This is a genomic window from Streptomyces sp. NBC_01268 (assembly GCF_036240795.1).
In the GTDB taxonomy this organism is placed as follows: Bacteria; Actinomycetota; Actinomycetes; order Streptomycetales; family Streptomycetaceae; genus Streptomyces.
In genome coordinates this window covers 2,909,461-2,922,093 of record NZ_CP108454.1, presented here as the reverse complement: position 1 = coordinate 2,922,093, position 12,633 = coordinate 2,909,461, and the positions used below count along the sequence as shown (strand labels likewise).

The window sequence follows — 12,633 nt, the reverse complement described above, 5'->3', positions numbered from 1 at the left end:
CTCACTCCTTGCCGGACGGTTTCTCTTGGCTGAGTACATCTACACCATGCGCAAGACGCGCAAGGCGCACGGCGACAAGGTCATCCTCGATGACGTGACGCTGAGCTTCCTGCCCGGTGCGAAGATCGGTGTGGTCGGCCCGAACGGTGCCGGTAAGTCCACCGTGCTGAAGATCATGGCCGGCCTGGAGCAGCCCTCCAACGGTGACGCGTTCCTGGCCCCCGGCTACTCCGTCGGCATCCTCATGCAGGAGCCGAAGCTGGACGAGTCCAAGACGGTCCTGGAGAACGTCGAGGACGGCGTCGCCGAGATCAAGGGCAAGCTCAACCGGTTCAACGAGATCGCCGAGCTGATGGCGACCGACTACTCCGACGCGCTGCTGGAGGAGATGGGCAAGCTCCAGGAGGACCTGGACCACGCCAACGCGTGGGACCTGGACGCCCAGCTGGAGCAGGCCATGGACGCGCTGGGCTGCCCGCCCGCCGACTGGCCGGTCAACAACCTCTCCGGTGGTGAGAAGCGCCGCGTCGCCCTCTGCAAGCTGCTGCTCGAGGCGCCCGACCTGCTGCTCCTCGACGAGCCCACCAACCACCTCGACGCCGAGTCCGTGAACTGGCTGGAGCAGCACCTGGCCCAGTACAAGGGCACCGTCGTGGCCATCACCCACGACCGGTACTTCCTCGACAACGTCGCCGAGTGGATCCTCGAGCTCGACCGCGGTCGCGCCATCCCCTACGAGGGCAACTACTCGACCTACCTCACCAAGAAGTCCGAGCGGCTCAAGGTCGAGGGCAAGAAGGACGAGAAGCGCGCCAAGCGCCTCAAGGAAGAGCTCGAGTGGGTGCGGTCCAACGCCAAGGGGCGTCAGGCCAAGTCCAAGGCGCGTCTGGCGCGCTACGAGGAGATGGCCGCCGAGGCCGACAAGATGCGGAAGCTGGACTTCGAGGAGATCCAGATCCCGCCGGGCCCGCGTCTGGGCTCCATCGTCGTCGAGGTCAACAACCTCTCCAAGGCCTTCGGCGAGAAGGTCCTGATCGACGACCTCAGCTTCACCCTGCCGCGCAACGGCATCGTCGGCATCATCGGCCCGAACGGCGCCGGCAAGACCACGCTCTTCAAGATGCTCCAGGGCCTCGAGGAGCCGGACGCCGGCGAGATCAAGGTCGGCGAGACCGTCAAGATCTCGTACGTCGACCAGACCCGCGCCAACATCGACCCCAAGAAGACGCTGTGGGCCGTCGTCTCCGACGAGCTGGACTACATCAACGTCGGCCAGGTCGAGATGCCGTCCCGCGCCTACGTCTCCGCGTTCGGCTTCAAGGGCCCGGACCAGCAGAAGCCGGCCGGCGTGCTCTCCGGCGGTGAGCGCAACCGCCTCAACCTCGCGCTCACCCTCAAGCAGGGCGGCAACCTGCTGCTCCTCGACGAGCCGACCAACGACCTCGACGTCGAGACCCTGAGCAGCCTGGAGAACGCGCTCCTCGAGTTCCCCGGCTGCGCCGTGGTGGTCTCCCACGACCGGTGGTTCCTGGACCGGGTGGCCACGCACATCCTCGCCTACGAGGGCGACTCCAAGTGGTTCTGGTTCGAGGGCAACTTCGAGTCGTACGAGAAGAACAAGGTCGAGCGGCTCGGCCCGGACGCCACCCGTCCGCACCGCGCCACGTACAAGAAGCTCACCCGGGGCTGACGGACGCCATGGCGAGACACATCTACTCCTGCCCCCTGCGCTGGTCGGACATGGACGCCTTCGGGCACGTCAACAACGTCGTCTTCCTGCGGTACCTGGAAGAGGCGCGGATCGACTTCATGTTCCGGCTGGCGCCGGGGAACGGGAGCCCGTCCTTCTCCGGCGGGTCCGTCGTGGCCCGGCACGAGATCGACTACGTACGCCCGCTGGTCCACCGGCACGAGCCGGTGACCGTCGAGTCCTGGGTCACGAAGATAGGCGCGGCGTCGCTGACGATCGCGTACGAGATCAAGGACCCGGACGTCACGTACGTACGGGCCTCGACGGTCGTCGTGCCCTTCGATCTGGCCGCGCAGCGACCGCGCCGGATCACCGAGGAGGAGCGTTCGTTCCTCCAGGAGTACGTCGACGACGGGATGACGTCCGCCGCATGATCGTCCTCGCGCCCCTGCATTTCGCCGACGCCAGGGAGGCGGCGGGCCTCGCCGCCTTCCTGCGCCGGCTGCTGCACTTCGACCGCGCCGCCGCCGTCCGCCTCCAGGCCGGCGCCGGCGCGCTCGCCGTTTTCGGGCGTCCGCCCTCCTTCGAGGTGCTCGCGATCCGTACGGCGCGCCTGGTCGACGCCGTCGACCTGGACGTGACCGTCTCCGCGGGCGAACTCCTCGAAGGCATCGAGGAGACGGCGGGCAAGGCGGTCGTCCCCGACGCCGTCACCGGCCCGCCGTGGGCCGGCGTCCTGCCGCCCCGCTCCGGCTGGGAGCCGGTCGCCGGGGTGCCGTCCGTCGCCGACCTGCGGGGCGCGGTCGCCGCGGCGGTCGCCGAGTTCCGCTCCCGCGACGAGGCCCTCGGCGAGGAGCGGCGCACCCGGGCCGAGCGCGACCGCATCGGCCGCGAGATCTGGTCCCGCACATTGGCCCCCGCCGGGCTCCCGCTGAGGGCCGTCCACGCGGCCCAGTCGCTCGGCTTCCTGCCCGACCTGCCCGACCGGGACCTCCCGGTCACCCTGCTCGCCGCCGGCCCTTGGCTGCGCCTGCGCACCCCGTACGGCTCGGTCGCCCTGCGCACCGTGCCGATGTCGCTGAGCGTCACTCCGGGCGGAGGGGCGCGGTGACCTCCGCGGTCGCGGGGGACGCCGAGCTCACCATCGACGCCGACCTCCCCACCGCGGAGCTCGACGAGCTCTTCCACGCCTCCTGGCCCGGCCACCGGGACACCGACTTCGGTCCCGTGTTCGCCCGGCGGCTGCTGCACGTCACCGCGCGTCGGGACGGGCGGCTCGTCGGGTACGTGAACGTCGTCGGCGACGGGGGCGCGCACGCCTTCGTGCTCGACACCACCGTCCATCCCGACGAGCGCCGCAAGGGGCTCGGGGTGGCGCTGGTGCGGGCCGCCGCCGGTGCCGCGCGGGAGCGCGGGGCGCACTGGCTGCACGTCGACTTCGAGCCGCACCTCGCCCGCTTCTACGAGGAGTGCGGCTTCCGGCCCACCGCCGCCGGACTCATGGCGCTGGCCGACGGGGACGGCTGACCTGCTCGTCCCGGTCCTCCGCCGCGAGCGCCAGGGCCGACAGGGCCGCGCTGAGCAGCAGCAGGACCGACGGCAGCACCAGCGAGCCGTGCGCCACGTTGTCGCTCTCCAGGACCGGGTCCATCCGGTGCGCCGGGTCGTAGGCGATGCGTACCGTCTTCCCCTGCTCCGCGACCGTGCGTTCGGCCGTGAAATCGGACGGGTAGCCGCCCGGGCAGCTCAGCGGGTGGTGGTACAGCGTCTTCTCGCCGGGGGCGCCCTCGCCGAAGGTCGGGTGGTGGGTCACCGTGGTCCGCCCCGACACCAGGCACTCGACGACCTCGGCGCGGATCCGGGAGTCCCGCGCCTCCACCCACACCGAGCCCAGGCCCGCCAGGAGCAGCAGCGCGGCGACGATGCTGATCGTGCCGCCCTCGTGGAAGAGGGCGTTGTGCGCGAACAGGGCGGCGGCGGCCAGGCCGAGCCCGGCGAGCAGGGCCAGCACGGTCGGGAGGCGGACCGGGCTGTGCATGCTCCAGCCCGCCCACAGGTGCAGCAGGATCCCGGCGCCGACGGGTACGAGCACGGCGCCCAGGTACGGCAGGGTCTTCCTCATCCGTCATCACCCCCGTAGGGGGACGCGCGCCACGGCCGGACGGTTTCCCCGCACGACGACAGAGGTCCGCGTCAGCGGTCCGCGTCGTCCGGCCACACCCCGATGTGGTCCTGCTCCAGCTCCAGCGCCACCCGGTGCTCCATGCCCAGCGCCTCGGTGTACTCCGCGGGCAGCTGGAGCCGCCCGGCCCGGTCGAGCATCGCGTACTCGCGGGCCACCAGCGACTCCTGGCCCTCCGCGTCGATCTCCGTGCGCCGCAGCACCTCCGAGGAGGTGCGGCCGTCGCGGATGGCGACCGTGCGGCGCACCTCGGTGGCGACCGCCTGGTCGTGGGTGACGATCACGATCGTGGTGCCCAGCTCCTCGTTGGCCCGCCGGAAGGCGGCGAAGACCTGCTCGCCGGTGGCCGAGTCCAGCTCACCGGTCGGCTCGTCGGCGAGGAGGACCGAGGGGTTGTTGGCGAGGGCGACCGCGATGGCGACGCGCTGCTGCTGTCCGCCGGACAGCTGGTTCGGGCGCCGGTCGCGGATCTCCGTGATGCCGAGCATCGCGAGGAGCTCCTCGGCGCGCTGCGCCTTCTTCTTCGAGCGGCCCGCCAACTGCATCGGCAGCGCCACGTTCTGGGCGGCCGTCAGGTAGGGGAGCAGGTTGCGTGAGGTCTGCTGCCAGACGAAGCCGACGACCTCGCGGCGGTAGCGCAGCCGGGCCTTGCCGTCCATGGCGAGCAGGTCGCAGCCGGCGACCTTCGCGGCGCCCGCGGTGGGCACGTCGAGGCCGGCCAGGATGTTCATCAGGGTCGACTTGCCGGATCCGGAGGCGCCGACGAGGGCCATCAGCTCGCCCTCCTTGACCAGCAGGTCGAGGCCCTGGAGGGCCTGCACCTCCACCCCGTCGGTGGTGAAGATGCGGACCAGCCGGTCGCAGGCGATCAGCGCGTCATGACCGTACGAGGGACGGTCGCGGTGCGCCGTCGCCCGCCGCTCCAGCTCTTCCAGAGAGGTCTCGGCTGCTGTCGTCATCGTGCGTCTCCTGCCCTGAGTTCCTTGATCGAGCCCCTGCGCGAGGCCCACCAGGCCTGTACCGTCGCCGCCGCGCCCGCGAGGAGCACCACCCCGGCCGCCGGGAGTCCGAGCGACCAGGCGTCCGCCCGCAGCGTCGCGCCGAGCGCCAGCGTCTCCGCCGGGGCGTCGGCCAGCGCGAGCCGGGCCAGATCGACGCCGGGCGCGAGCAGCAGGACCGTCGCCCAGCCCACCAGGGCACCGCCGCCCGCGGCGAGCAGCGCCTGCGGGAGGGCCTCCAGGATCAGCAGCCGCCGGGCCTGCCCGCGGGTCAGGCCCATGGTGCGCAGCCTGGCCAGCAGCGTGGTGCGCTCGGGGGCGACCTGGAGCAGCGACAGCAGTACGGCCAGGACCGCGTAGCCCGCGCCCGCGCCGATGGCGGCGAGGTAGAGGTTCTCGGCGCCGGTCTGCATGGGCGAGTCGACGTACCGGGACCGCTCCTCCTGGCGCAGCGCCACGTGCAGCTTGCCGCCCTTGGCGGTCATCTCGCCGCGCAGCGCCGTGCCGTCGAGCGCCCCGCCCCCGGCTCCGCCGCCGGTGACGAGCAGCGCGGTGGGGGCCCGGTTGACCAGGTCGGCCGCGTTGACGATCAGGAAGTCCTCGTCGGGCAGCGCGGGGGTGATCGTGCGCACGGCGACCACCTTCACGTGGAAGCGGCCCGCGGCGGCGAGGATCTCGATGGGCCGGTCGCCGAGCCGCTCGGCGACGTCCGGGGAGGCGATCGCCGGGACGACCCGGGAGGTGTCGCCGACGCTGCCGGGGCCGCCCTTGCCGGTGGTCTTCAGCAGGGTCTCGGGGAAGGGGCCGAAGTCGGTACGGGCCGCGAGCCGGGCGTACGAGGAGGGCTCGACGCCGACCAGCGGGGCGCTCATGGCGTTGTCGGTGGTCCCCTGGTGGGACGGCAGCTCCAGGCCGTACTCGATCTGCACCGGCGACACCTCGCGGACCCCGCGGAAGCCCCGTACCGTGTCGGCGAGCCCGGCGGGCAGCGGCGTCCAGCCCACGTCGTGGGTGATCCGGGCGTCCGCGCCGGTCGCCAGGTACGCGGCCCGGTCCCGGGCGTCGGAGACGCCGGCGAGGACGGAGCCGCCGAACGCGGCCGTGGTCAGCGCCATCAGCAGGGCGAGCAGCGGGAGGGTTCCGGAGGCCGAGGCGCGGCCCGCGCGGGCCAGTGACAGGAAGCCGATGGCGCCGCGCAGCCGGCGGGCGGGCCGGGCGGCCCAGCGCAGCGGCACCGGGTAGATCCGGATAAGGACGAAGGCGGCGATCACGCCGACGAGCACGGGCGCGCAGCTCACCAGGTAGTCGCCGGCGCCGACGCCGGTGCCGCGCCGGCGCAGCGCGGTGACCGCGCCCACCGCGAGGACCAGCAGGGTGAGTTCGGCCATGGTGCGGCGGCGGGAGGGCCGTGCGGAGACCAGGTCCTCGCGTCCGCCGTGCAGCAGCGGGCGGCGGTGCAGGAACATCGCGCGCAGCGGCAGCACGAGGGCGGCGAGCAGGGCGGAGGCCCCGGCGGCGATGACGGCGGGCCCCATCCGGGCGCCGCCGGCGTCGCCGACGAGGGGCACGGCGAGCAGCAGGCCGAGCGCGGCGGCGGGCAGGCAGACGACGGTGGTCTCGCCGAGCAGCCGCAGGCCGATGCCGGGCAGGGAGGCGCCGCGGGCGCGCAGCAGGGCGAGTTCGGCGTGCCGGCGGGCGGTGAACAGGCCGCCGGTCATACCGAGGACGACGGCGGCGACGGCGCCGACGCCGACGGCGGCGACGGCGACGACCGCGGCGATGGCGTCCCGCATCCCGGCGTACTCGCCGAGGACCTCGTCGAGGTCGGTGTCGAACTGTCCGTTCGGGCCGAGGGCCGACCGCAGCGCGACGAGGTCGGGGCCGGCGTCGGCGGAGTCGAGCGCGGCGCGCAGGGTGTCGCTGTCCTGGGCGGTGAGGTGGCCGACGGAGGGGGCGTAGCGCCAGTACTGCTCGGGCTCGCCGAGGGTGCGGGGCAGCGCGGTCCCGCTCTCGGGGCCCAGCAGCAGGGTGGCCACCCAGTACCACTTGACCTCGAGGGCGCTGCGGGCGGTGAAGAGCGGGGTGTGCGTGACCGGGTCGACGTTCCAGTACGGGCCGGAGGGCTCGCGCGGCTCGATGACGCCGGTGACCGTGATGGGGGTCCTGCCGCCGTCGCTGCTCGGCACGTGGACGACGGAACCGGGCTTCAGGCCCATGGCCTTGGCGGTCTTCGTGGTGACCGCCGCCTCCATCGCGCCGCCCGGCCCCACCTTGGGCGCGCGCCCGGCCACCAGGGTGGAGTGGGCGGGCACGTCGGAGAGCGCGTCGAGGACGAACTCGGGCAGCAGTCCGTCGGGCTGCGGCAGCCAGCGGTCCAGGCCCTGGACCCGCTTGGTGGTGCGCGCGCCGTACGCGGAGTTCGCGAGGTCGGCCTGGAGCGGCTTGGGGAGCAGAGGGGTGAGCTGGTCGCGGGTGGCCTTCAGCCGGTCCGGGCGGTACGCGGTGGGCTGCTGCGCCGGGGGCAGGCTGCTGGCCACGGAGTTGGTGAGGCTGACGACGGTGCGGTGCGCCGGGGCCGAGTCGACCGCGTGCCGCATCCCCTCGGTCTCGTACGTGTCGACCGCGCGCGGCAACGCCGCCGCGAGGAACGCCGTCACCAGCACGAGCATCCCGTAGGCGAGGGCCGTGCCCGGGGCGGTCCGCAGCCGGGTGCGGACCCAGGGGGCCACGGCGCGGGCGGGCTTGCGGGGCATGACGTCCGCCTTTTCGCGGGTCGGGGCGGTGGAGGGCATCAGTTCTCCCCCTGGGTCCGCAGGGTCACGGCCGGGTCGGCGCGGCGCAGGGCGATGGCGGCGACGACGGCCAGGGGCAGGGCGGCGACTCCGGCGAGGAGCAGGGCCACGTGGCCGACGGGGAGTTCGACGAGGACCGCGGGCACGGGCCGCTCCGCCTGGCCGGTGAGGACGATCAGCGGGACGACCGCCCGGGTGAGGACGGTGCCCAGGGCGGCGCCGACGAGCAGGCCGATGCCGACGAGCAGGCCCTGTTCGGCGGCGACCAGCCGGGCCAGCTGGCGGCGGGGCGCGCCGAGCGCCCGCAGCAGCCCGAACTCGGCCCGGCGTTCCCGCAGGGAGCCGGCGGAGCCGACCGCGAAGCCGACGGCGGCGAGCGTCGCGGCGGCCACCGCCACGGCCATCAGGGCCGAGTTGGGGCCCGCGCCCAGCGGGTCGCCGAGCAGGTCGGCGGCGGCCTCGTCCCGGACGAGGACGAGCGCGGGGTCGGCGTCGGGGCGCGCCCGGAGGGTCTTGGCGACCTCGGCGGTGCGGCCGGGTTCGGTGGTCAGCCACCACTCGGTGGGCGGCAGGGTCGCGGTGGGCGTGACGGACAGCGCCCGGTTCGCGGTGGACAGGTCCACCAGGACCGCGCCGCCGTCCTCGGGGGTGGCGGCGGGGGCGGTCGCGGAGACCGCCCGGGCGCCGGGGCCGGTGGTCGGCAGCTCGCGGACGACCTCGGCGATCGTCACGTTCAGGGTGGAGCCGCTGAAGGTGACGGCGACGCGGTCGCCCGGCTTGGCCTTGGCGGCGGTGAGGAAGGCGTCGGTGACGATCGCCGGGACGGTCCTGGGGGGCGCGGGGCGCGGGGCGGTGAGCGTGAGGGTGTACGACCTGGTGCCGCCGGTCTCGCCCTCGTTCTCGGCGGCGACGTGGAACGGGAGGCTGAGCAGGGCGTTCTTCGCGGGCAGGCCGCGCAGCGGGACGCTCTGGGTCTGGCCGTTGCCGAGCACGGCCGTGTACGCGCCGGCCCAGCCGGTCAGGGAGGTGCCGCCGTCGAGGGTCCGCTCGGCGCCGCCGGAGTTCCCGACGGAGAGGCGCTCGACGAGGAGTCGGTGCCCACCGCCGCCCTCGCCCCACCCGGACTGGGTGCCGATCTCCAGGCCGGCCAGGCCGAAGTTCTCGGGGTCGCCGAGTTCGGCGAGGGGCAGCGTGAGTCGGTGGGTGCGTCCGTCGCCGGGCAGGCTGCCGATCAGCCGCCGGTACGGGACGCCGTAGCGGTCCTCCAGGACGGCGGTGACCTGGGCGGCGGGGGCGTCGGCGGGGGCGGTGTCCCGCAGGTCGACGAGCAGGGTGCGGGCGCCCTCGGGCAGCGGGAGGCCGGGCCGGGGGCCCGCCTTGGGCTGGAGGGCGGCGAGCCGGTTCGCGGCCGGGGCGTCGGTGAGGTCGGAGCGGAACAGCATCCCGTCGCCGGCCCGCCGGGTGTCCATGGCGAGCACGGTGGCGAGGTGTCCGGCGACGTCGGCGCCGCCGCGGTGCACGGACGCGGCCTCGCGCACCCCGGGCACGGCGGCGATCCGCTCGGTCTGCGCCGGGTCGCCGGGGCCCGCGCCGAGCACCCGCACGGTCGCGCCGGTGCGGAAGTCGGCCTGGTCGTGCTGCGAGCGGTCCCAGGAGGCGCTCTGGCCGATCGCCAGCATGCCCATCGCCACGGCGAGCACCAGCAGCAGCACCGGGCCCGCGCCGCGCAGCGGGCGGCGGCTGAGCTGCCAGCCGGCGAGCGCGGAGGGCAGGCCCCGGCCGCCGGCGGCGCGCCGTTCGGCCAGCTTGGCGGCGGGCGGCAGCAGCCGCAGCGTCAGGACGGTGCCGGCGAGCAGGGCGAGGGCGGGCGCGGCGACGAGCAGCGGGTCGATGCCGAGCCCGCCGGAGCGTTCGCCGGTGAGTGCGCCGCCGGTGCCCTCGCCGGTCTGCCGGTCGAGCTGCCAGTAGGCGACGCCCGCGATGAGCAGCAGGCCGAGGTCGGCTCCGGCGCGGACGGAGCCGGGCAGGGTGGCGGCCCGGCCCTTGCGCAGCGAGACGGCGGCGCCGTCGCCGGCGGCGAGCGCGGGCGCCACGACGGCGGCGGCGCAGCACAGGGCGACGAGGGCGGCGACCAGCCACACGGTGGGCGGGGCGGTGGCGTCGAGCCGGACGCCGAGCGCGTCGAGCGCGGAGCGGTCGGCGAAGAGCCGGGTGAGCGGTCCGGAGAGCAGCGGGGCGGCGATGGCGGCGGGCACGGCGAGGAGCAGCGCCTCGATGCCGGCGAGCCCGGCGATCCGGCGCCGGGAGCCGCCGCGGGCGCGCAGCAGGTCGGTCTCGCCGGAGCGTTCGGTGCTGAGCAGCCGGGCGACGAGGAGCAGCGCGTAGGCGGCGAGCAGCACGAGCTGGACGGCGACGATGCTGAGGGTGGAGCGGGAGACCAGCAGGGCGCGGTCGGTCTGCTCCAGGACCTGGGACAGCGACGTGTAGGCGCTGACGTTGGTGCCGAAGGGGGTGGTGTCGGCGGCCAGCTTGTCGGGGGTCACGGACGCGGCGGCGCGCAGCGAGGCCATCCGGTCGGTGGTGAGGCCGGTGAAGTCGGCGGAGGCCAGCCAGGAGGCGCCGCCGGTGCTGAGCCGGCCGGAGGCGAGGGTGGCGGGGTCGGCGACCAGCGGGCCGTAGGTGGTGAAGACGAGCGTCTTGACGCCGCGGCCGGCGGCGTCGTCGAGCTGCCAGTACAGGTCAGCGGTGTCGACGGGCCGGTAAATACCGCTGATCCGGGCCTTGAGGGGCTTGCCGCCGAGCCGGTCGGTGAGGTCGAGGACGGTGCCGGGGCCGATCTTGAGGATCTTGGCGGCCTCTTCGGGGAGAGCGGCCTCGACGGCGTCGGCGGCGCCGGTGGTCTTCGGCCAGGCGCCGCTGACCAGGGTGACCCGGGAGCGGTCGATCGCGGCGAAGTGGGTGAGGTCCGGGTCGCCGGAGCGGGCGCCGGGGGCCTGGAGGGAGCGGGGCAGGGCGTACGGCCCGGAGCGCTCCAGCTTCCGTACGGTGACGGGGAGCCCGTCGAAGGTGGCCCGGGCGCCCGCCCGGACGGCCGCGTCGGCGCTGGCCCGCTTCTCGGGCGGGACCTGGCCGGTGACGATCAGCGCGGCGGCGGGGGCGGAACGGCCCTGGAGGGTGCCCTGCAGGGCGGCGTCCCCGATGGAGCCGGAGAAGGCGGCGAGGGTGGCCAGGACCGAGGTGGTCAACAGGACGGCGAGCAGGGCCGCCGCCAGCAGCAGCCGGTGTGCCCTGACGCGCAGAAGTACGAAGCCCGTCACCCATCCCCCTGAAAACACCGTGATCGTTCAGTTTCGAACGTTCACAGGATGCTTTCAGAGGGATATCGATCCGGAAAACGCTTTCGACGCCACCTTGATGCGATCGTGACCGTTATCCGGGACTCCGTCACCGGAATGTGTCACTCCGCGGTGGCGATCATCAGGCGGCGCCGATTACTCGGCGGTATTCACCATCGAGGCGGCCGCGTAGGTCAGGTACCGCCACAGCTGCGCCTCGTGCTCCGGCGCGAGCCCCAGCGCGTCCACCGCGTCCCGCATGTGCCGCAGCCACGCGTCGTGCGCCGCCCGGTCGACCGTGAACGGGGCGTGCCGCATCCGCAGCCGGGGGTGGCCGCGGTGGTCGCTGTAGGTGCGGGGGCCGCCCCAGTACTGGATGAGGAAGAGCACCAGGCGCTCCTCCGCGGGACCGAGGTCCTCCTCCGGGTACATCGGCCGCAGCAGCGGGTCCTCCGCGACTCCCTGGTAGAAGCGGCGGACCAGGCGCCGGAAGGTCTCCTCGCCACCCACCTGCTCGTAGAAGGTCTGCTCCTGAAGCGTGCCGCGCGGAATCTCGTTCACCGTTCCATCGTCTCAGATGCCCCGGCGGAGGACCCGAGGCTTAGGACCCTCCGCCTCCGCGGCCCGCGAGGGGTGGCCGGAACGGTGCGGGTCGCAGCACAGTGGATCCATGCCCGAGATGTTCGCCGAGGAGGCCGCGCGGGCGCGGCGGGCGCTCGTGCGCGAGATCGAGGCGTACGGCGAGCTGCGCGACCCCGCCTGGCGGGACGCGTTCGGCCGGGTCCCGCGCCACCTCTTCGTGCCCTTCTACTACGTGCCCGGCGCCGGCGGCTACGAACGCCTCTGGTCCGGCGACCCCGACCCCGCCCGCCGCACCCGCTGGCTGCGCGGCGCCTACCGCGACACCGCCCTCGCGACCCGGGTCAGGGACGGCGAGCTGGTCTCCTCCGCGAGCCAGCCCTCCCTCATGGCCCAGATGCTGGAGGCGCTCGACGTCCGCGACGGCCAGGACGTCCTGGAGATCGGCGCGGGCACCGGCTACCACGCGGCGCTGCTCTGCGACCGCCTCGGCGACCGGCACGTCACCACCGTCGACCTGGACGAGGAGATCGCCGAGTCCGCCCGCGTCCACCTGGCCGCCGCCGGGTACCGGCCCGCCGTGGTCACCGGCGACGGCGCCCGCGGCTGCCCCGAGCACGCCCCCTACGACCGGGTCGTGGCCACCTGCGCGGTGCCCTCCGTCCCGTACTCCTGGCTCGTCCAGTGCCGGCCGGACGCCCTCGTCCTCACGCCGCTGTCCACCGGGCTCGTCCTGCTGCGGGTGACCGGACCGGATCACGCGGAGGGGCGCTTCCTGCCGACCGCCGCCTACTTCGTCGCCCTGCGCGGCGGCAACGCCCGCACCCTGCGCCCGCGCCTCGGAGGGGTGCCGCGGCGGATGCACGAGGACGAGGGCTTCCGCTTCCTGGCGACCCTGGCGACCGGGGGCCTCGACCCGCGCGAAGCGCTCTCGCTCTGGCTGCGCGAACGGCGGCCGGAGCGGGAGCGCTTCGGGGTGACGGTGAGCGGCGGGCGGCAGTGGGCCTGGCTGGACGACCCCGAGGGGCCGTACGCCTGGCCCCTGCCGGACCTGTAG

10 protein-coding genes are annotated in these 12,633 nt (G+C 74.4%); 5 read left to right on the top strand and 5 right to left on the bottom strand.

Features of this window, described 5'->3' with window-relative positions; all coding sequences use genetic code 11:
* Nucleotides 1-25: 25 nt before the first annotated feature.
* From ettA to OG309_RS12885, 4 genes are read left to right on the top strand one after another with little or no spacing between them, the layout of a single operon-like run.
* Nucleotides 26-1,690, top strand: coding sequence for an energy-dependent translational throttle protein EttA (gene ettA, locus OG309_RS12900; protein ID WP_329420680.1), 1,665 nt, complete (start codon nucleotides 26-28; stop codon nucleotides 1,688-1,690).
* Nucleotides 1,691-1,698: 8 nt separating this feature from the next.
* Nucleotides 1,699-2,124, top strand: a complete 426-nt coding sequence (locus OG309_RS12895; RefSeq protein ID WP_329420678.1) for an acyl-CoA thioesterase — start codon at nucleotides 1,699-1,701, stop codon at nucleotides 2,122-2,124.
* Nucleotides 2,121-2,801 (top strand): hypothetical protein, encoded by a 681-nt coding sequence (locus OG309_RS12890; protein ID WP_329420677.1) that lies wholly within the window; start codon nucleotides 2,121-2,123, stop codon nucleotides 2,799-2,801. The genes OG309_RS12895 and OG309_RS12890 overlap by 4 nt, the downstream gene beginning before the upstream one ends.
* Nucleotides 2,798-3,217, top strand: coding sequence for a GNAT family N-acetyltransferase (locus tag OG309_RS12885; RefSeq protein ID WP_329420676.1), 420 nt, complete (start codon nucleotides 2,798-2,800; stop codon nucleotides 3,215-3,217). The genes OG309_RS12890 and OG309_RS12885 overlap by 4 nt, the downstream gene beginning before the upstream one ends.
* Here OG309_RS12885 and OG309_RS12880 read toward each other — a convergent pair.
* From OG309_RS12880 to OG309_RS12860, 5 genes are all read right to left on the bottom strand, one after another.
* Nucleotides 3,189-3,812 (bottom strand): hypothetical protein, encoded by a 624-nt coding sequence (locus tag OG309_RS12880; protein WP_329420675.1) that lies wholly within the window; start codon nucleotides 3,810-3,812, stop codon nucleotides 3,189-3,191. The two genes, OG309_RS12885 and OG309_RS12880, sit on opposite strands and share 29 nt — an antisense overlap.
* Before the next feature lie 71 nt (nucleotides 3,813-3,883).
* Nucleotides 3,884-4,831, bottom strand: a complete 948-nt coding sequence (locus tag OG309_RS12875; RefSeq protein ID WP_329420674.1) for an ABC transporter ATP-binding protein — start codon at nucleotides 4,829-4,831, stop codon at nucleotides 3,884-3,886.
* Nucleotides 4,828-7,662, bottom strand: coding sequence for an FtsX-like permease family protein (locus tag OG309_RS12870; RefSeq protein ID WP_329420672.1), 2,835 nt, complete (start codon nucleotides 7,660-7,662; stop codon nucleotides 4,828-4,830). Before OG309_RS12870 ends, OG309_RS12875 begins: the two co-directional genes overlap by 4 nt.
* Nucleotides 7,662-10,979, bottom strand: a complete 3,318-nt coding sequence (locus tag OG309_RS12865; RefSeq protein ID WP_329420671.1) for an ABC transporter permease — start codon at nucleotides 10,977-10,979, stop codon at nucleotides 7,662-7,664. The genes OG309_RS12870 and OG309_RS12865 overlap by 1 nt, the downstream gene beginning before the upstream one ends.
* Before the next feature lie 174 nt (nucleotides 10,980-11,153).
* Nucleotides 11,154-11,558, bottom strand: coding sequence for a globin (locus OG309_RS12860; RefSeq protein ID WP_329420669.1), 405 nt, complete (start codon nucleotides 11,556-11,558; stop codon nucleotides 11,154-11,156).
* 109 nt (nucleotides 11,559-11,667) lie between these two features.
* On the opposite strand from OG309_RS12860, the gene OG309_RS12855 reads away from it, so the two are divergent.
* On the top strand, nucleotides 11,668-12,633 hold the full coding sequence (locus OG309_RS12855; protein WP_329420667.1) for a methyltransferase domain-containing protein: 966 nt from the start codon (nucleotides 11,668-11,670) through the stop codon (nucleotides 12,631-12,633).

What these genes read in the sequence shown, in the direction of transcription:
- OG309_RS12880 (WP_329420675.1), bottom strand. Translation starts at nt 3,812, where the DNA reads ATGAGGAAGACCCTGCCGTACCTGGGCGCCGTGCTCGTACCCGTCGGC.
- OG309_RS12870 (WP_329420672.1), bottom strand. Translation starts at nt 7,662, where the DNA reads ATGCCCTCCACCGCCCCGACCCGCGAAAAGGCGGACGTCATGCCCCGC.
- OG309_RS12875 (WP_329420674.1), bottom strand. Translation starts at nt 4,831, where the DNA reads ATGACGACAGCAGCCGAGACCTCTCTGGAAGAGCTGGAGCGGCGGGCG.
- OG309_RS12895 (WP_329420678.1), top strand. Translation starts at nt 1,699, where the DNA reads ATGGCGAGACACATCTACTCCTGCCCCCTGCGCTGGTCGGACATGGAC.
- OG309_RS12890 (WP_329420677.1), top strand. Translation starts at nt 2,121, where the DNA reads ATGATCGTCCTCGCGCCCCTGCATTTCGCCGACGCCAGGGAGGCGGCG.
- OG309_RS12855 (WP_329420667.1), top strand. Translation starts at nt 11,668, where the DNA reads ATGCCCGAGATGTTCGCCGAGGAGGCCGCGCGGGCGCGGCGGGCGCTC.